Source organism: Stenotrophomonas sp. pho, from assembly GCF_006228405.1.
Taxonomy (GTDB): domain Bacteria; phylum Pseudomonadota; class Gammaproteobacteria; order Xanthomonadales; family Xanthomonadaceae; genus Stenotrophomonas; species Stenotrophomonas sepilia.
Genome location: NZ_CP029759.1, coordinates 417,418 through 436,294, shown reverse-complemented (window position 1 = coordinate 436,294; position 18,877 = coordinate 417,418). Strand labels below are relative to the sequence as shown.

Below are 18,877 nucleotides of genomic sequence, written 5' to 3'. Positions count from 1 at the left end.
CCATGAGACATTCTGATGCGCACTTTACGAAGTAGCCGAATTTGTATAGAACCCCCCCTTCAGATACAGCCCTGCTTCAGTCATGCAGGCCTATATCTTAGCCAATATTCCAGAAGCGGCCAAATCAAACCTACGAGGATAATCAAGATAATTATCCCCATTGGCCGACCATCGGAGGGCAGAATAGCCGCCAGCAAGCCGATGACCTACCCAACGATGATCAATCATTGGAACTTCATCTGGAAAGTCCACAAGCAGCAGACGTGCCATATATGAGATCCACTCACCTGGCGCGAGCAACACAGACGAGTACCCATGAAGGCTGCGCCCACTACTGAAGGGGATCATCTCATCATAGATCCGATGGCCGACGATATCCCTACTTCTTCGATCAATGAAGAACTTTGCCGCATCACCTATAAAATCGATCATAGGTATATGCCGGGTCCTTCCTCGCGAATCAACGACGACCGAGTTTAAAGCAAGATCCCAGTTAGGCAAGAGTGAATTCATCTCATCCTCGAGCCAAGCATCTGATATCAATCTTGCAGAAACCTGAATTATTTCTCGCTCATCTACTGGACTACGAGGCCGATAGAAGTATCGCGAAAAACTAAAGGTAATATCTTCGCCGTACTGCTCAACTAGACCCCGAACAAAGCTCAGAGGATGAGTGGAATAATCACTCATACCCTAATCCCAGAAAGCATTTGATAAGTCCGCAACGCGAACACGTCCGTCATCCCGGAGATATAATCAGTCACCAGATGACACCGGGCCATCCATTCATCTATGTCTGATGCACCAGCCGCACGACGGCAATAGGCATCAACATGCTTCTTCGGCAGAAACGAGAATAGCTTGGCCTGTTCCTCAAGCATTTTACTCGGCCTCCCCCCTCGCGTGAGAAGTTCCGCATCATCGCGCTTTAGATTCAGAATGCCCTCATATCGGCGAAGTATGCCAAGCATTGCCGCATGACCAGTCAACTCAAGTTCGTGCGACGCTCGCTTTCCATACAAGAGATCAGCAACCACATCTCTGACTGCCTTCAATATCGAATGCTCGGGCGTATCATTCTGCGCCAGCTCGACAGTCTGCCCTGCAAAGATGCGCTCGTGATTCTCGCAATAGCTGCGCGCGATCCTCTCCACCAGATATGTAATGATCTTGGTTCTAAAAAGCACAACTACATCAACTGAATCTTGGTGCCGCTGCGCCTCCTCCAAAGCCTTTTTGACGAAAGCGCTTGCTTCAGCATCCTTCTCAACACCAACAATCAGAGCGTCCGTAAAGTCCTGGTGTCGAAGATATCCTTTTTCTATTCCGTCCTCGATATCACTGAGGCAGTAGGAAATGTCGTCAGCAGCCTCCATTAGATACGCAAGTGGAAATCTAGCTCCAGACATTAGCCCAAGCTTTTCCCAAACCGCCTTTCCATGCTCGCCCTCTGAGTGAAAGAAGCCGGCCTTTTTGCTGAATACCGCACTGAGACCAATACCTTCCGGATCAACTGGATACTTTACTGTCGACGCGATCTGCGCGACGGTCAAGTTCATTCCGAAATCATCTACACCACCAACTCTAGTTATAATCCGAAATCCTTGCGGATTACCATCGAATTCCTGAAAGTCTTTGGCAAGCCGATTAGCAGAGGCATCCCCTGCAAATCTCTTTTCGAGAACTTCCGGCCAGTATCCATGAAACCAGTTAGATATTGCCGATTCTCCGAAGTGCCCGAATGGAGGGTTGCCGATGTCGTGAAGAAGGCAGGCAGTTTCAACGATATTGGAAATTGCAAGTGCGCACGACTCATCGATCCCCAGCTTATCCCGACTAAGACCTGCCTCTCCCTTGTCCACCATACACAAGAACCTTGTGGACAAGTATCGCCCCACGTGAGCAACCTCAAGAGAATGAGTCATGCGGGAGCGGATCGCAGCATTCTCCTCAAGAGGGAAAACCTGCGTCTTACGCTGCAAGCGCCTGAAGGAAGCAGAATAGAGGACTCTCGCCTTATCACTTTCTGATTCATCAAGGATCGACCTAGTATCCCGTGAACTCGACCGAAGGCGTTGAACTTTGAGAAGATCTGAGTAACTTGCCACCACTTATAGCTCCCTTACGTAACGGTTGGCTGATCCAATAGCTAGTTAAGAAAAGGGCGACCTATGGTCGCCCTTTTCTCGGTTGGACTACATCAAACCCCAACAGGATTAGCCTTCTCCGGATCAATCTTGTACTGCTTGATCGCCCGGGCCACATCCTTCGCGGTCATCTTCCCTTCCTTCGCCAGCGCCGCAATCGCGGCATGCGCGATGTAGTACCGGTCAACCTCAAAGAACCGGCGCAGGTTCGCACGCGTATCCGAGCGACCAAACCCATCGGTACCCAGCACGGTGTACGACATCGGCACGAACGCACGGATCTGGTCCGCATACGCACGCACGTAGTCGGTGGCGGCAATTGCCGGGCCCTGACGGCCTTCCAGCAGCTCGGTCACGTAGGCCTTGCGCTGCTCACCTTCCGGATGCAGGCGGTTGGCACGTTCCACGTCGAAACCATCGCGACGCAGTTCGTTGAAGCTCGGGCAGCTCCAGATGTCGGCAGTCACGCCGAAGTCCTTGTCCAGCAGCTCAGCGGCAGCAATGGCTTCGCGCAGGATGGTGCCCGAACCCAGCAGCTGCACGCGCAGCTCGCCCTTCTTCGGCTTGCCGGCGTCGGTCAGCAGGTACATGCCCTTGACGATGCCTTCGGCCGCGCCTTCCGGCATTTCCGGGTGGGTGTAGTTCTCGTTCATCAGGGTGACGTAGTAATACTCGTCCACCTGGTCTTCCATCATGCGCTTGGTGCCGTGCTGCAGGATCACCGTCACTTCGAAGCCGAAGGTCGGGTCGTAGCTGCGCACGTTCGGGATGCCACCGGCCACCAGATGGCTGAAGCCATCCTCGTGCTGCAGGCCTTCACCGTTCAGCGTGGTGCGGCCGGCGGTGCCACCCAGCAGGAAGCCGCGGGTACGCATGTCGGCGGCCTGCCAGGCGATGTCGCCCACGCGCTGGAAGCCGAACATCGAGTAGTAGATGTAGAACGGCAGCATCGGCACGTTGCTGACCGAGTAGCTGGTACCGGCGGCCATCCACGAGCTGATCGCACCCGGCTCGCTGATGCCCTGCTGCAGCACCTGGCCGCTCTGGTCTTCGCGGTAGAACATCAGCTGGTCGGCGTCCACCGGCTTGTACTTCTGGCCGAACGGCGCGTAGATGCCGATCTGGCGGAACAGGCCTTCCATGCCGAAGGTACGCGCTTCGTCGGCCACGATCGGCACGATGTGCGGGCCCAGTTCCTTGTCACGCAGGGTGATGTTCAGGCTCTGCACGAACGCCATGGTGGTGGAGTAGCTGCGCTCGCCGCTGCTCTTCAGCAGGCGCTCGTAGGCTTCCAGCTTCGGTGCGACGAAGGTCTTGTCGGCCTTGCGGCGGCGCTGCGGCAGGTAACCGCCCAGCGCGGCACGGCGTTCCTGCAGGTACTGCACTTCCGGCGAATCCGGGCCCGGGTGGTAGAACGGCACTTGGCCGTCGGCCAGCTGCGCGTCGGTCACCGGAATGTTGAAGCGGTCGCGGAAGTGGCGCACCGCTTCGTCGTCCAGCTTCTTGGTCTGGTGGGTCGGGTTCAGTGCCTCACCGGCGCTGCCCATGCCATAACCCTTCACGGTCTTGGCCAGGATGACGGTCGGCATGCCCTTGGTGTTCACGGCCTGGTGGTAGGCGGCGTACACCTTGTGCGGGTCGTGGCCACCACGGTTCAGGCGCCAGATGTCGTCGTCGGAAAGGCCGGCGACCATCGCAGCGGTTTCCGGGTACTTGCCGAAGAAATGCTCGCGGGTATACGCGCCGCCGAAGGCCTTGCAGTTCTGGTACTCGCCGTCGACGGTTTCCATCATCAGCTTCTTCAGGACGCCATTGGTGTCCTTGGCCAGCAGGGCATCCCAGTAACCGCCCCACAGCAGCTTGATCACGTTCCAGCCGCCGCCACGGAACACGCCTTCCAGTTCCTGGATGATCTTGCCGTTGCCGCGCACCGGACCGTCCAGGCGCTGCAGGTTGCAGTTCACCACGAAGATCAGGTTGTCCAGGCCTTCACGGCCGGCCAGCGCGATGGCACCCAGGGTTTCCGGCTCGTCGCTCTCGCCGTCGCCGATGAAGCACCACACCTTGCGGTCGGACTTCTCGATCAGGCCACGGTTTTCCAGGTAGCGCATGAACTGCGCCTGGTAGATGGCGGCCAGCGGGCCCAGGCCCATCGACACGGTTGGGGTCTGCCAGTAGTCCGGCATCAGCCACGGGTGCGGGTACGAGGACAGGCCACCGCCGTCCACTTCCATGCGGAACTTGTCCAGCTGCTCTTCGCTGATGCGGCCTTCCAGGAAGGAACGTGCGTAGATGCCCGGGGCGCTGTGGCCCTGGATGAACAGCAGGTCGCCCGGGTGGTTTTCGCTCGGGGCGCGCCAGAAGTGGTTGAAGCCCACGTCGTACAGGGTGGCGCCGGAGGCGAACGAGGCGATGTGGCCGCCCAGGTCACCCGGCTTGCGGTTGGCGCGCACCACGGTGGCCATCGCGTTCCAGCGGATGATCGAACGGATGCGCCATTCCAGCTCGGCATTGCCCGGGCTCTTGGCCTCGAACTGCGGTTCGATGGTATTGACGTATTCGGTGGTGGGAGAGAACGGCAGGTAGGCGCCCGAACGACGGGTCAGTTCCACCATGCCTTCCAGCAGCTGATGCGCGCGCTCGGAGCCCTCGACATCAATAACGGCCTTCAACGACTCGATCCACTCCTGGGTTTCCACAGGATTCGGGTCGTTGTTCAGCACCTCGTTCAACCAGTTCATTAGCGCTCCCATAACCGCACGCACGCGCGCGACTGTTGTATAGATTTCTAGACCGCAAAGTGTAGCGCACCAAGGGCTTTCGTCACTTGGCTACGCAGGCGTATGGATGCAACCGGCCAGTGTCCGCAAGGGGCTTGCCGGGCCCGCTGATGGCCCTGCGGCGGGCCTTGGCGGCGGCGCGGGCTGTCGCTTGCGGCCGCTGCGCCCATGCGCAGGACGCAGTGTTACTGCTGCCGATGACGGTTGTAGGGCAACTCCGGCACCGCCGTAGGTGGGCGTCGGGCAGCGGTTCTGAACCGGCGACAACATGTCGCACCTGCCTCTGGATCGCTGCCAGCCACGGGCCCAGGGTGGGTCGCGAGTGATGGGCCCGATGGCCCTGCTCCCTTCCACAGCATCGCCGGGGCGCCTCGCAGGGGGCGCCCCTTTTGCTGTGCGCACGAAGGTCCGTGGCCAAAATTGCACCTGCTTGTGGCCGGATCGGATGTTGTCGCTTTCGACATATCGATATATCGTTTGCATACTCGTTTACCGATATATCGAAATGAGCCGTACCGCTTCTGCCAGAGCCCGTTCCACCGATCCGGATGTGCCGCGCCGCAACGGCCAGCCACGTGTGCTGAGCCGCGGCGACCTGCGCCTGCTGGTGCTGGCCCTGATCGGCGAGCAGCCGCGCCATGGCTACGAGCTGATGCAGCTGATCAGCAACCAGTTCATGCAGGCCTACACGCCCAGCGCCGGCACCATGTACCCGCTGCTGGCCAGCTTCGAGCAGGCCGGCTGGATCGAGGCCGAGGAAGTGGATGGCAAGCGGATCTTCCGCATCACCGCCGCCGGCGAGTTCGAGCTGAAGGTGCAGCGCACCCAGGTGCGCCTGGCGCAGCGGCGTGCCTTCGACCGTGCCCGCGAGATCACCAAGGCCTCGCTGCCGCCGCCGCTGGCCGCGGCCCTGCGCGAGTTCAAGCGGGCGCTGGTGCACCACCACGGCCGCTGGGCCGAGGGTGAGGCGGACGAAGTGGCGGCGCTGCTGACGCGGGCCTCGGCCCTGCTCAACGGTACGGCCGGTAGCGAGCAACCACCGATTTCAACGACCCAGCCAGACTGAATCCAGCCAGGTCTCCCCTACGCCGCGCGCCCCCGCGCGACACCTTTACAGGTAACCCCCATGACCGAACACAACAACACGCGCCTGCGCCTGGATGTGCGCTTCCGTGAACTGACCGTGCTGCGCACCGAAGAGGTCACCCCGCACATGCGCCGCATCGTGCTGGGTGGCGACGCGCTGGCCGGCTTCGATTCGCCCGGCGCCGACGACCATATCAAGCTGTTCTTCCCCAACGCTGCGGGCGAGATGGTGCTGCCGGTGCTGACCGCCGAAGGCCGCAGCTACCCGGACGGCAAGGAGCCTTCGCCGTCGCGCGACTACACCCCACGCTGGTGGGACCACGAAGCCGGCGAGCTGGCCATCGACTTCGTGCTGCACGACCAGGGCGTGGCCGGGCCGTGGGCCGAACGCGCACAGCCGGGCGACGTGCTGGTGATCGGCGGTCCGCGCGGCTCGTTCGTGGTGGCCGACAGCTACGACGCCTACGTGCTGATCGGCGATGAAACCGCACTGCCGGCCATCGCCCGTTGGCTGGACGTGCTGCCGGACAGTGCCGAGGTGCAGGCCTTCATCGAAGTGCGCGACGAGACCGAGCGCCAGGACCTGCCGCAGTACGAGAACGTGCGCATCCACTGGCTGGAGCGCAACGGCTTCCCGGCGGCCAGCAGTACGCTGCTGGAAGACATGCTGACCGACTTCGAGGCCCCGGACGGCGATGTCTTCTACTGGATCGCCACTGAATCGCGCCGCGCGCGGATGATGCGCAAGTTCATCGAAGGCCACCTGGGCGTGCCGCGCGACTGGATTCGTTCCACCGGCTACTGGAAGGCCCACCCGGACGAAACCGACGGCGATTGACCGGCTCGGGGTCAGATCCCTTTTCCTGTGGAAAAGGGATCTGACCCCATGCACCGGCAACCTCATGAACCTTCGGCAGGAACCTGCAATTGCCGGCCAACGGCCGGCACTACCCTCTGCCGCGTCCACCCGAACCGCTGCGCAGCCCAGATCTCCAGCGCCACCAGCAGCGCGATGATCAACAACGGCAACAGCAGCCCGAAGTACACGCCCGGCATCATGCCGTTGATCTGCGCCTTCACCAGCCGCAACACGCCACGGGTGTGCAGCAGCTCATCGACGTGCATGGTCAGCGCCTCGCGCACCACCTTGGGTTCCAGGCCGAGGGTACCGGCCCTGTCCACCAGCGTGTCTTCCACCATGCTGCGCAGCAGGCCCTCGCGCACCCTGCCGATCACCCAGCCGGTGCCGCGTGCCAATGGGCCGTTGCCAAGACGGTCCAGGCCAGGCAGCGGATGCTCGCTGAGGTAGGCCGAGGCGATGGTGTCGGCGACGTCGCCCACCGTGCCCTGGCTGCGCAGTGCCTCGCGCATGCGCGGGTCGTCCAGCGAATCGGTAAAGCCTTCGCTCCAGCCTTCCACCAGGGTCTGCAGGTGCGGCTGGAAATGATCGAGCTGCTTGAACAGCGCACGGTGCGCACCGGCAGTGAAACCCAGCTGCAGGCCGAAGAAGGCAGTGGCCAGCGGCAGCAGCACCACGTAGCTGGCCAGCAGCCAGTGATGCCAGCGCTTGCGCCGCTGCAACCAACCACGGCGATGCAGCCAGCGCCAGCCGGCGATGCCCAGCACCAGGCCGAGCAGCGTACCGAGCACGCTGCCGCCCACCAGATCGAGCACGCTCAGGCCCGACCAGAATTCGTTCAACAAGTACTGCGCGTCCTGCATGGGTCTTCCTTCCGTGGGTGATACAGCGGGCCATTGTGGAGCCGAGCCCATGCTCGGCTGCGCCGCCGTCGGTGGGTGCGGACCGCCATCGACTGGTGGGTGCGGACCGTTGGTCCGCACACTCCCATGCAATTGCCGGCCAGCGGCCGGCACTACCGAGCTGGCAATGCGACAATCGCGCTCCTTTCCTGCAGCAACGAGGCCCACATGGCCAAACTGACCCTGGCCAGCGTGGATGCGCTGCGCACCCGTTTCGCTGATGACGCTGCCTGCGACGCGGCCCTGGCCGCCTTCGCCGATACCGCTGCACTGCGCGCGCCGCTGCGCGAGCTGGTGGAAGCACAGCACCGCTACCTGCAGGCCGAATTCGAAGTGGCGCAGGTGGCCGACGTGCTGCGCCGCGACCAGAAGTACGCGCCGGTGGGTCGGCCTTCGATCAACATCGTGCAGCTGCGCAAGCAGCAGGCGGCCACCAAGCAGGCGGCGCTGATCGCCCGCCAGGTGGTGGCGCAGGCGGCGCAGACGTTCGTGCGGGTGAGCGGGATGACGGTGAAGGCCAAGCAGAGCCCGAGCGAAGCGTGCGTGGCATGGTTGGGCGCGTTGCGCTGAGGGATCGTGCGGACCAACGGTCCGCACCCACCAGATGCCGGTTGGCATCTACCGGGTAGTGCCGGCCGCTGGCCGGCAACCCCATCGGCATCGGGCACCTCGCATGCAGAACCCAAAAAGAAGGCCCGCTTTTCAGCGGGCCTTCTGCCTTCTCACGACGAGTGAGCTGGGTGCATCAAGCGGCCGGCTTTTCGCCGGTGGCTTCGGTGGTGATGCGGATCTTCACTTCATCGCTGACGTTCGGGGCGTAGGCGCCGACGCCGAAATCGCTGCGCTTCAGGGTGGTGGTGGCATCGAAGCCGGCGGCCGGAACCTTGGCCATCGGGTGCTCGCCGCCGCCGTTGACGGTGACGTCCAGGGTGACCGGCTTGGTGATGCCCTTGATGGTCAGGTCGCCGGTGACGGTCAGCTTGTTGGTGCCGGCCGCTTCCACCTTGGTGCTCTTGAAGGTGGCATCGGCGAACTTGGCGGCGTCGAAGAAGTCGGCGCTCTTCAGGTGCTCGTCGAACTTGGCGGTGAAGCTGTTCAGGCCGCTCAGCGGCAGCTTCACTTCCACGGTGGACTTGGTCACGTCTTCGGCGTTGTACACCAGGGTGCCTTCGACGTTGCCGAAGTGCGCGCTGGGGTTGGAGAAGCCGAAGTGGCTCCACTGCGCCAGCACGTCGGTGTGGCTCGGGTCCAGCTTGTAGGTGCCCGAGGCGATCTTGATCGCTTCAGCAGCTGGCGCGGCAGCAGCGGCATCAGCCGCCGGGGTGGCAGCCTGCTCGGTGGTGGCCGGGGCGGCGGCATCGGCAGCCGGGGCAGCGGTGTCGGCCGGCTTGGAGCAGGCGGCGATGGCCAGGGTCAGGGCCAGCGGCAGCAGCAGTTTACGGGTGGCGCTCATCTGAGGAACTCTCCGGATCGTAGGGTGGGTACACGGTGCAGCAATGGCCCGCCGCGGAACAGCGGGCCCGAAACCGATACAGCGACTTACGCGATGCGCGCCGCTTCGTCGAACGACAGGCGCGGCAGGCGCGGGAACAGGCCCGCCGGATCACCGTAACCCAGGTTGACCAGGAAATTCGACTTGATGGAGGTGCCGGCGAAGAAGGCTTCGTCGACCTTGGCCGGGTCGAAGCCGGACATCGGGCCGGCATCCAGGCCCAGCGCGCGCGCAGCCAGGATCAGGTAGGCACCCTGCAGGCTGCCGTTGCGGATGGCGGCTTCGTGGCGGCCTTCCTGCGGGCCATCGAACCAGGCCTTGGCATCGGTGTGCGGGAACAGGTACGGCAGCTTCTCGTGGAAGTCCAGGTCGAAACCGATGATGACGGTGACCGGCGCAGCCATGGTCTTGGCCAGGTTGCCTTCGGACAGCGCCGGGGCCAGCTTGTCCTTGGCCTCCTTCGAGGTGACGAAGACGAAGCGCGCCGGCGTGGTGTTGGCCGCGGTGGGGCCCCACTTCACCAGGTCGTACAGTTCCTTCAGCAGGCTCTCGGGGACCGGCTTGTCGAGGAAGGCGTTCTGGGTGCGGGCCGTACGGAACAGCTGATCAAGGGCGGCGGCGTCGAGCGCGTGGGACATCGGTGGATCTCCAGGGCGGCGAAAGGAAGTCAGTGCCCGCGGGCGGCGCGGGGCGAAACGACGAGCCGCAGTGTAGAGTGTCGCGACTGTTGCAACACCCAGCAGGGCTGAAACGAATTAATGCCAATGGTGAAACGATCGAGCGCGCCATGGACGGTCACTGACGGCCGTGCGGGCAATGTCCGCCAGGCGGTCGCGCTGGCCTCGGCACTGCGCCAGGGCACCCACCGACCGCTGCTCCTGCAACCGCGCGCACCCTGGCGCTGGCTGTCGCCGCGGCGCCTGCCCGGCGATGTGAATGGCTACGGCGAGGCCTTGGCGACGCTGGCGGCCGAGGCGCCGGCACTGGCGATCGGCTGTGGTCGCCAGGCGGCCGGTGCCCTGCGCGTGCTGCGTGCACGCGGCAGCCAGGTGGTGCAGATCCTCGACCCGCGCATCGGCGCCCGCCATTGGGACGTGGTGGTGGTGCCGGAACACGACGCCCTGCGCGGCAGCAATGTGCTGACCCTGCTCGGCAGCCTCAACCCGGTGGACGACGACTGGCTGGCCTGGGGTCGCGCCGCGTTCGCCGGCTTCAGCACCCTGCCCGGTCCGCGCACGGCACTGCTGGTGGGCGGGCCGACGCCGCTGGCGCCGTGGGACGAGACGGCGATGGTCGGTGTGTTCCAGGCGCTGGCCGAGCAGATCCGCAGCGAAGGCGGCAGCCTGCTGGCCACCACCTCGCGACGCACGCCGCCAGCCCTGGCCGAGATCCTGCGCGCGAAGTTCGCCGACCTGCCGCACGTGATCTGGGGCGATGGTGGCGACGGTACCAATCCCTATGGTGGCCTGCTCGGCTGGGCCAACCGGGTGGTGGTCTCGCCCGATTCGGTGAACCTGCTCTCTGAAGCCTGCGCCACGCGCATGCCGGTGATGGTGGCGCTGGCCGATACCGCGCAGGGCCGGCTGGCCCGGTTCCAGCAGCAGCTGCGCGAACGCGGGCGCTTGCAGCCGCACTGGCTGGACTGGCAATACGACCGCATCGAGCCATTGCGCGAAACCGCGCGCGTGGCGGCGGAAGTAAAGCAGCGCCTGGCCTTGGGGTAGTGCCGGCCGCTGGCCGGCAACGCTGTGCGCATTACCGGACACCCTGCCGATGCCGGCCAGCGGCCGGCACTACCGGGATGCGCAGCGATTTCTGAACATTTCAATCCGCCCATATCGTTAGAGTCCGGTGTCCCCCATCGGACCGAATGCCTTCATGCGTACCCTGCTCCTGCTGCCCCTGGCCCTGCTCGCCGCGTGTTCGACCGCGCCCACCGAGCTGGACCCGATCTCCTATCAATGCCAGCAGCAGCTGGATGCGTACCGCGAACAGCCGGCGCTGCGCGATCCGAAGACGGGCGAGCGCCCGCCGCTGCCGATCGCCCCGATCAGCGATGCCTGCGACAGGGAACTCCAGCGCAAGGGCGTGGATCGCCCGCTGCGCTGAGCAGCGTATGATCGGCGCGCGGGCCTGCCCGCCGTTGAAGGTACCGACATGGATCGTTTTTCCCGCCTGCGCCGCGCCGCGCTGCTGATCGCCAGCCTGCTGGCGACCGCACCGGCCTGGGCCGACAGCACCGCCTGCCGCGAGCGCTACCCGAGCGTGGCGTCGCAGGCGGCGATGCTGGACGTGGCCTGGACCACCGCCGAACGCCTGGACGCGCTGCCCGAGGTGGACGTGGTGGTGGCCGCGCGCGGTGGCCAGGACCTGAGCCGCTACGGCCTGCGCCACAGCCACCTGGCCTTCCTGCTGCGCGAGGACGACGGCCGCTGGCGCGCGATGCACCTGCTCAACCGCTGCAAGACCGACAGCTCGCAGCTGTACCACGAGGGCCTCGGCAACTTCGTCGGCGAGAGCGGCGGCCATACCGACCTGCGCATCGGCGTGCCGTCGGCCCCCTTGCGTGCGGCGCTGCGCGCGATGCTGGTGCCGCCCTCGATCCAGCCCAAGGCGCTGCACGAAACAAGGTACAACGTGGTCGCCTACCCGTTCGCCACCGACTACCAGAACTCCAACCAGTGGGTGCTGGAAGTGCTGGCGGCGGCGATGGCGCAGACCGAAGGCGCGCCGGCCATCGTCAAGCGCGAACAGGCACAGCAGTGGCTGCGCCAGCAGAAGTACCAGCCCAGCGTGCTGCATATCGGCCTCGGCAAGCGCGTGGGTGCGCGCCTGTTCGTAGCCAACGCCACCACCACCGACCATCCAGCCGGCGAACGCATCTCCGGCAACTATTCGGTGGTGACGGTGGAATCGGTGTTCGACTTCCTGCACCAGCGCAGCCAGCTGCAGCAGGAACTGGTGATCCCCCATGTGCCGGTGGCCGGTGCCACCGCCGCCACGCCCTGAATCCCGCAAGGAGAACGACATGCGTCCGCTGCTTACCTCTGTGTTGTCGATGGTGATCGTCACCGGCCTGGCGTGGTCGACGGCCGCCCACGCCGAACGCCGCATCGTGATCATCCATGACCCGGGCCCGCAGGGACCGAGCCTGGAAATGTCCACGCAGATGGTGGCCTCGGCCCGCGCCGCAGCAGCGAAGGAAGCCCAGGATGCGGCCGATGCGGGCCAGCCGCTGGCCCGCCCGCAGCAGATCAAGCTGCCGCAGATGGAGGTGAGCGCAATCGCCACCACCGTCGATGGCCGCCGCGAAGTGCTGCTGCGTGATGCCAACGATCCGCAGAACACCGCATCGATGCAGTATCCGCGCGGCGTCGGCGACCCGGCCGTGCAGTTCACCGTGGGCCAGACCGTGAACTTCGAGCCGACCGGCGCCGACCAGGGCTGGCAGCTGAAGGACAACCAGGGCCGCCCGCTGGAATACCTGCCCGAGGCCACCGGCCCGCGCGATATCTTCGATACCCGGCGCTGAGCCGCCGTCCCCACGCTGACCAGGAGGTCTCCATGTTCCGTTGCCTGCGCGTTCCCGCTTCCGCCCTGCTGCTCTCCGCGCTGCTGGTGCCCACCGTCCATGCCGGCGCCGCGCCGCAGTTGAACAGCAGCGAAGCCAGCGTGCTGATCACCTCGCTGATCGTGGTCTCGGTGCCGCTCGCTGCATCGGCGGGCCTGTCCGAACTGTCCAAGGCGCCGTTCAAGGCCAGCGAACGCAATGGCAGGGTTGCCCGCACCAAGGCGGTGCCACTGCCGCCGATGGAAGTGAAGAAGGTGGAGACCACGGCGGCCGGCGAGCGCCAGGTGCAGCTGCAGGTGCCCGACAAGGCCGATCAGACCGCCACCCTGCGCTGGCCGGCGCGCGTGCATGAAGACCAGACGGCGGCCTTCGTGGTCGGCCAGCAGGTACATTTCGCCCCCACCGAGGCCGGTGCCGGCTGGACCGTGAAGAGCGCACAGGGCCAAGCGCTGGCTTACGTCCCCACCGCCTACGCCGCAGGCGATGTGATGAGCGAAGCGCTGTAAAGCTGAACAAGCGGTTTTGGCTTTGCCGCGGGCCGGGCGGATAATGGGCGATCCCCTTTGTCCCCTGGCTCGCCATGTCCGTGCGTCCTGCCCCTGTGTTTGCCCCGCTGACCGCCCGCGCCCTGGTGCTGGCGGTATTGGCGATGGGCGCGGTGGTGCTGCTGTCCAACGTGCTGGTGCAGTACCCGATCAATGACTGGCTGACCTGGGGCGCCTTCAGCTATCCGGTCGCGTTCCTGGTCAGCAACCTGATCAACCGCCGCTTCGGCCCGGGCCCGGCGCGCCGCGTGGCGTGGATCGGCTTCGCGGTGGCGGTGCTGTTGTCGATCTGGGTGGCCACGCCGCGCATCGCCGTTGCCTCGTGCTCGGCCTTCATCGTGGCGCAGTTGCTGGACATCACCGTGTTCGACCGCCTGCGCCGCGGCAGCTGGTGGCGCGCACCGATGGTGGCCACGACCTGCAGCGCGACGGTGGATACCACCATTTTCTGGTCGATCGCATTTGCCGGTTCCACCCTGCCGTGGGTGAGCTGGGCCGCCGGCGACCTGGCAGTGAAGCTGGCGATCGGCGTGTGCCTGCTGGCCCCGTTCCGCGCGCTGCTGTGGAAGATGGCGCCGCTGCGCGCCGCCAGCTGAACGCACATGCTCTGGTAGGTGCCGACCGTTGGTCGGCACGCTCCATCAGAGTTCATCACCGCTGACAGATTGTGCCGACCAACGGTCGGCACCTACCAACAGCGGATCATCCCCGGGCAATTGCTCTAATGGGTGCACCCACTCACCCGAACGGCAGCTCCGCCGCTCTGCACGCCGCCGTAATCGCCGCACACGCGTCTTCAATCGCTGGCGTGGTCGGTGCCAGTCGCGGGCGACGGTCCAGCGTGCAGGCCAGGCCCACGTCGAGCAGCGTGGCATGCGCGCCATGCAGTGCTTGCGCAGTGTCTTCCGGCAGGAAACCGGCAACCGCCAGCGCATCGATCAGCGACGGCGTGTCGCGTGGCTGCAGCAACGCCGCATGCTGCGCACTACGCGCCAGCACGCCGGTCTGCAGCAGGAACTCCAGGTCCACCACGCCACCGGCACCCTGTTTCAGGTCCAGCCGCGCGGCATCGCTGCGGTCCAGTTCAGTGCGCATGCGGCCGCGCATCTTCAGCACATCGGCATACAGCGTGGCCGGATCGCGCTCACGACCCAGTGTCTGTGCACGCACCTGTTCGAAATCGGCCAGCAGACTGGCATCACCGGCCACACCGCGTGCGCGCACCAGGGCCTGGTGTTCCCAGGTCCACGCGCGTTCGCGCTGGTATTCGGTGTAGCTGGCCAACGAAGACACCAGTGAACCCTTGCCACCGTCCGGGCGCAGGCGCACGTCGATGTCGTACAGGCGCCCGGCGGCGGTGACCGCACCAAGCAGCGCCATCACCTTCTGTGCCAGTCGTGCATACCAGCGCCCCGGTTCCAGCGGACGTGCGCCATCGCTGGCCTCCACGCCAGCCGGGTTGTCGTGCAGGAACACCAGGTCCAGGTCGGAACCGAAGCCCAGCTCAAGCCCGCCGAGGCTGCCGTAGCCGATGATCGCGAAACGTCCACCGGGAATCCCGCCGTGCGCGGCGCGCATGTCCGCCTCGGCCATCGCCAGCACGGTGGTGACCACCGCCTGCGCCAGCTCGGCCAGTTGCCGCGTGCTGTCCACCGCACCCTGGCGGCCATCCAGCGTGGCCATCGCCATGCGGAAGCTGAGCGCCAGCCGCGTCTCGTTGAGCCAGCGCAGTGCGGATTCGGGATCTTCCACCGCCAGCACCTGCTGGCACTCGGCCAGCATACCGGCCGCATCGGGCATCGGCCCGGACACGCGCACGTCCAGCAGTTCGTCCAGCAGCAGCGGGTACGCGGCCAGCCGCTCGGCCAGCAGCGCGCTGCGCGCCAGCACATCGACCAGACGCGCCAACGCGCTCGGTTGTTCGTCCAGCAGCGCGAGATAGCTGGTCCGGCGCAGCACGGCCTGCAACAGGCCGAGCACACGCTTGAGCGCAGCGTCGGGTTGCGGCGAACGCGTGGCCGCATGCAGCAACGCGGGCAGTACGCGATCCAGCCGCGCACGCGCCGCATCGGATAATGACTTCACGCCGGTGCCCTGCGCGAAGTCACGCAATGACTGGTCGGCGCCATTGGCATCGAGGAAACCGGCTTCGGCCAGCAACGGCGCGTTGCTGGCCTCGGGCAGGCTACGCCAGTAATTGGCCAGCGCGTCGGGCGCGGCCTGGCCCTTGCGCGGTGCCAGCAGCGCGGCGAATTCGGTACTGACCCGCTGCTGCTGTTCGGCCAGCGCCGCGCGCAGCACGTCCCAGTCCGGGTAGCCGAGGCCGACGGCGATGCGCTCGCGGTCCAGTGCATCGCTGGGCAGCACGTGGGTCTGCGCATCGCGCAGCATCTGCAGGCGGTTCTCCAGGCGGCGCAGGAACAGGTAGGCCTCGCGCAGCGCACTGCCGTCCCCGGGCGCGATCTGCCCCGCAGCCACCAGCGCGTCCAGCGCCACCAGCAGGCGGCGCTCGCGCAGCGCAGGTTCGCGGCCACCGCGGATCAGCTGCAGCGCCTGGCACAGGAACTCGATCTCGCGGATGCCACCGGCGCCGCGCTTGATGTCTTCGTGCAGCTCGCGGCGCGCGACTTCGGCGGTGATCGCCGCCTTCATCTCGCGCAGGCCATCGAGCGCAGTGAAATCCAGGTAGCGGCGGTACACGAACGGGCGCAGGGTCTGCAGCCACGCTTCACCGGCCTCGATATCACCGGCGACAGCGCGCGCCTTCAGCCACGCATAGCGCTCCCAGTCGCGGCCTTCGCGCTGGAAATACTGGTCCATCGCCGCGAACGACAGCGCGACGCGGCCGGCGCTGCCGAACGGGCGCAGGCGCAGGTCAACGCGGTGGCTGAAGCCATCGACGGTGGTTTCGTCCAGAAGCTTGGCCAGGCGCTGGCCGAGGCGGGCGAAATACTCTTCGGCGGCCAGCGCGCGCGGGCCGTCGGATTCGCCGCCGTGCGGATAGGCGTAGACCAGGTCGATATCGGAACTGAAGTTGAGCTCGCCGCCGCCGAGCTTGCCGAGGCCGAACACCACCAGCTGCTGCGCGGCGCCTTCGCCATCGCGGACCACACCGTGCCGCTGGGCGAATTCCTGCTGCAGCGCGTCCAGCGCCAGCCGCAGGCAGTTCTCGGCCAGGGTGGTGGCGCCAGCCAGGGTCTGTGCCACGTCGTCCAGACCGGTCAGGTCGCGCCAGATCAGCCGCGTCGACATGGCAGTACGCCAGCGCCGGATCTGCGCCGGCCAGTCGCTGGGCTGCAGCGGATCGAGCACCGGTGGCGGGATCGGCGGGCAACCGGGCGCGGCCAGCTGCGCCAGCAGCGCCGGTTGCCGCACCAGGGTGTCCAGCGCGAAGTCGCTGGTCACCGCCAACCGGCTCAGCAGCGGCAGCAGTTCGGCAGGAACGGGCTCGGGCAGGACCTGGGCCAAGCGCGCCAGCGCGCGGTCGACAAGAGGCTGCAGGGCGGCGGGCAGGTCAGCGGGGGCGAGGGTCATGGGTCTGATTGTATCGACCCGGCTGGGGCGCAACGGACCCAGTAGTGCCGGCCGCTGGCCGGCAAATCCGATGATCCTGCCGAAGGTTACTGGGGTTGCCGGCCAGCGGCCGACACTACCGATACTGGGAGCCGCGCATTCATACTGGGCGACAGGCAATAAAAAAGCCCGCTTGCAGCGAACTGCCAGCGGGCTCTGCTCCCTCCCCCACGTCGGGATGCAGGGCCATCGTGCGGGCTGCGAAAGCACTTTGCACGCTGCACTGCAAAACAGAACCGGTGGGTATGGGTGAGCCCCTGGGGGAAAAGCCATTCCACGAAGGTAGAACCCCCGTACGGATGAGGATGGCCGATAATCGGGATTCCCCCAGAAACACTGTCGTCATGTCTGTTGATCGCATCGCCAACGCGCGTCTCCGTGACCGCGTGGTCTCCGCCGAGGCCGCAGCCGCGCTGATCCAGCCCGGTGAAACCGTGGCCATGAGCGGCTTTACCGGCTCCGGGTATCCCAAGGCCGTTCCCGTCGAACTGGCCCGCCGCATCGAAGCGGTGCATGCCCAGGGCAATCCCTTCCAGATCAAGCTGATGACCGGCGCCTCGACCGCGCCGGAACTCGATGGCGCGCTGGCCAAGGCCGATGGCATCGCCATGCGCATGCCGTTCCAGAGCGACCCGGATGCGCGCAACCGCATCAACGAGGGCAAGCTGGATTACATCGACATCCACCTCAGCCACGTCGCCCAGCACGTGTGGTTCGGCTTCTATGGCGAGATCGATACCGCCGTCATCGAAGTCTCGGCCATCCGCGAAGATGGTTCGCTGGTGCCCTCCACCTCGGTCGGCAACAACAAGACCTGGCTGGACCTGGCCAGGAAGGTGATCGTCGAGGTCAACGAATGGCAGCCGGCCGGCGTCGACGGCATGCATGACATCTACTACGGCACCGCGCTGCCGCCGCACCGCAAGCCGATTCCGCTGGTGAACGCCAACGACCGCATCGGCGATACCGCGCTGCGCTGCGACCCGGACAAGATCGTGGCCGTGGTGCGTACCAACGGCCCGGACCGCAACAGCCCGTTCAGCCCGATCGATGCAACCAGCGAGCAGATCGCTTCGCACCTGATCGAGTTCCTCAAGCACGAGGTGAAGAAGGGCCGCCTGCCGCCGAACCTGCTGCCGCTGCAGTCGGGCGTGGGCAACATCCCCAACGCCGTGCTGGCCGGCCTGGCCAAGAGTGGTTTCCGCGACCTGGCCGCGTTCACCGAAGTGATCCAGGACGGCATGCTCGACCTGCTGCGCGACGGCGTGCTGAGCTACGCCTCCTGCACCGGCTTCGCGCTGAGCCCGCAGGCGAATGAGACGTTCAAGGAGAACATCGATTTCTACCGCGAGCGCATCATCATGCGCACGCAGGAAATCTCCAACCACCCGGAACTGGTGCGCCGCCTGGGCTGCATCGGCATGAACGGCATGATCGAGGTGGACATCTACGGCAACGTCAATTCGACGCACGTGATGGGCACGCGGATCATGAACGGCATCGGCGGTTCCGGTGACTTTGCCCGCAACGGTTTCCTGTCGGCGTTCCTGAGCCCGTCCACCGCCAAGAACGGCACCATCTCGGCGATCGTGCCGATGGCCAGCCATGTCGACCACACCGAGCACGATGTGTCGGTGATCGTCACCGAACAGGGCCTGGCCGATCTGCGCGGCCTGACCCCGCGCAAGCGCGCGCAGGTGCTGATCGACAACTGCGCCCACCCGGACTTCCGCCCGCAGCTGCAGGATTACTTCGACCGTGCCAGCCGCGAGAGCTACGGCAAGCACACCCCGCACCTGCTGCCGGAAGCGTTGTCGTGGCACCAGCGCTGGCTGGATACCGGCACGATGAAGGGCTGAGGCCCGCTACGGACGTCGGGTAGAGCCGGCCGCTGGCCGGCTTCCCCAACAGCCGGCCAGCGG

The 18,877-nt window shown here is 65.4% G+C and carries 17 protein-coding genes; 10 read left to right on the top strand and 7 right to left on the bottom strand.

What is annotated here, in order from left to right:
• Window positions 1-90: 90 nt before the first annotated feature.
• The 3 genes from DL544_RS01990 to aceE all read right to left on the bottom strand — a co-directional run bounded on the left by DL544_RS01990 (window position 91) and on the right by aceE (window position 4,888).
• Window positions 91-690 (bottom strand): primase 1D-like protein, encoded by a 600-nt coding sequence (locus tag DL544_RS01990; protein ID WP_139726653.1) that lies wholly within the window; start codon window positions 688-690, stop codon window positions 91-93.
• Window positions 687-2,108: a dGTPase gene (dgt, locus tag DL544_RS01985; RefSeq protein WP_176556895.1), complete on the bottom strand. Its 1,422-nt coding sequence runs from the start codon at window positions 2,106-2,108 to the stop codon at window positions 687-689. The genes DL544_RS01990 and dgt overlap by 4 nt, the downstream gene beginning before the upstream one ends.
• 92 nt (window positions 2,109-2,200) lie before the next feature.
• On the bottom strand, window positions 2,201-4,888 hold the full coding sequence (aceE, locus tag DL544_RS01980) for a pyruvate dehydrogenase (acetyl-transferring), homodimeric type (RefSeq protein WP_012478970.1): 2,688 nt from the start codon (window positions 4,886-4,888) through the stop codon (window positions 2,201-2,203).
• A 544-nt stretch (window positions 4,889-5,432) separates the two neighbouring features.
• On the opposite strand from aceE, the gene DL544_RS01975 reads away from it, so the two are divergent.
• Window positions 5,433-5,993 (top strand): PadR family transcriptional regulator, encoded by a 561-nt coding sequence (locus DL544_RS01975; RefSeq protein ID WP_095379197.1) that lies wholly within the window; start codon window positions 5,433-5,435, stop codon window positions 5,991-5,993.
• A gap of 60 nt (window positions 5,994-6,053) precedes the next feature.
• Complete coding sequence (locus DL544_RS01970; protein ID WP_139726651.1) at window positions 6,054-6,851, top strand: siderophore-interacting protein; 798 nt, start codon at window positions 6,054-6,056, stop codon at window positions 6,849-6,851.
• A gap of 62 nt (window positions 6,852-6,913) precedes the next feature.
• On the opposite strand, the gene DL544_RS01965 is transcribed toward DL544_RS01970, so the two are convergent.
• A complete protein-coding gene (locus DL544_RS01965; protein WP_139726650.1) occupies window positions 6,914-7,735 on the bottom strand; it encodes a hypothetical protein in 822 nt (273 codons plus the stop codon).
• A gap of 207 nt (window positions 7,736-7,942) precedes the next feature.
• On the opposite strand from DL544_RS01965, the gene DL544_RS01960 reads away from it, so the two are divergent.
• Window positions 7,943-8,344 carry a hypothetical protein gene (locus DL544_RS01960; protein ID WP_139726649.1) on the top strand — a complete coding sequence of 134 codons (402 nt, stop codon included), beginning with the start codon at window positions 7,943-7,945 and terminating at the stop codon, window positions 8,342-8,344.
• A 175-nt stretch (window positions 8,345-8,519) separates the two neighbouring features.
• On the opposite strand, the gene DL544_RS01955 is transcribed toward DL544_RS01960, so the two are convergent.
• Window positions 8,520-9,227, bottom strand: coding sequence for a YceI family protein (locus DL544_RS01955; RefSeq protein WP_005415047.1), 708 nt, complete (start codon window positions 9,225-9,227; stop codon window positions 8,520-8,522).
• Window positions 9,228-9,313: 86 nt separating this feature from the next.
• On the bottom strand, window positions 9,314-9,904 hold the full coding sequence (locus DL544_RS01950) for a malonic semialdehyde reductase (protein ID WP_005415046.1): 591 nt from the start codon (window positions 9,902-9,904) through the stop codon (window positions 9,314-9,316).
• Window positions 9,905-10,030: 126 nt separating this feature from the next.
• On the opposite strand from DL544_RS01950, the gene DL544_RS01945 reads away from it, so the two are divergent.
• From DL544_RS01945 to DL544_RS01920, 6 genes are all read left to right on the top strand, one after another.
• Window positions 10,031-10,990: a mitochondrial fission ELM1 family protein gene (locus tag DL544_RS01945; RefSeq protein ID WP_072169051.1), complete on the top strand. Its 960-nt coding sequence runs from the start codon at window positions 10,031-10,033 to the stop codon at window positions 10,988-10,990.
• Between the two features lie 154 nt (window positions 10,991-11,144).
• Complete coding sequence (locus tag DL544_RS01940; protein ID WP_005415044.1) at window positions 11,145-11,375, top strand: hypothetical protein; 231 nt, start codon at window positions 11,145-11,147, stop codon at window positions 11,373-11,375.
• Window positions 11,376-11,423: 48 nt separating this feature from the next.
• Window positions 11,424-12,275 carry a DUF2145 domain-containing protein gene (locus tag DL544_RS01935; protein ID WP_005415043.1) on the top strand — a complete coding sequence of 284 codons (852 nt, stop codon included), beginning with the start codon at window positions 11,424-11,426 and terminating at the stop codon, window positions 12,273-12,275.
• A 19-nt stretch (window positions 12,276-12,294) separates the two neighbouring features.
• On the top strand, window positions 12,295-12,798 hold the full coding sequence (locus tag DL544_RS01930) for a hypothetical protein (RefSeq protein ID WP_032953871.1): 504 nt from the start codon (window positions 12,295-12,297) through the stop codon (window positions 12,796-12,798).
• A gap of 32 nt (window positions 12,799-12,830) precedes the next feature.
• The gene (locus DL544_RS01925; RefSeq protein ID WP_111201278.1) at window positions 12,831-13,343 is read left to right on the top strand and encodes a hypothetical protein; all 513 of its coding nucleotides are present in this window, start codon (window positions 12,831-12,833) and stop codon (window positions 13,341-13,343) included.
• A gap of 74 nt (window positions 13,344-13,417) precedes the next feature.
• On the top strand, window positions 13,418-13,978 hold the full coding sequence (locus DL544_RS01920; RefSeq protein WP_065179558.1) for a queuosine precursor transporter: 561 nt from the start codon (window positions 13,418-13,420) through the stop codon (window positions 13,976-13,978).
• A gap of 142 nt (window positions 13,979-14,120) precedes the next feature.
• Here DL544_RS01920 and glnE read toward each other — a convergent pair whose 3' ends face one another.
• Window positions 14,121-16,916, bottom strand: coding sequence for a bifunctional [glutamate--ammonia ligase]-adenylyl-L-tyrosine phosphorylase/[glutamate--ammonia-ligase] adenylyltransferase (glnE, locus tag DL544_RS01915; RefSeq protein ID WP_139726648.1), 2,796 nt, complete (start codon window positions 16,914-16,916; stop codon window positions 14,121-14,123).
• Between the two features lie 383 nt (window positions 16,917-17,299).
• Here glnE and DL544_RS01910 point away from each other — a divergent pair, with 383 nt between their 5' ends.
• The gene (locus DL544_RS01910; protein ID WP_021202957.1) at window positions 17,300-18,814 is read left to right on the top strand and encodes an acetyl-CoA hydrolase/transferase family protein; all 1,515 of its coding nucleotides are present in this window, start codon (window positions 17,300-17,302) and stop codon (window positions 18,812-18,814) included.
• The last annotated feature ends 63 nt before the right edge of the window (window positions 18,815-18,877 follow it).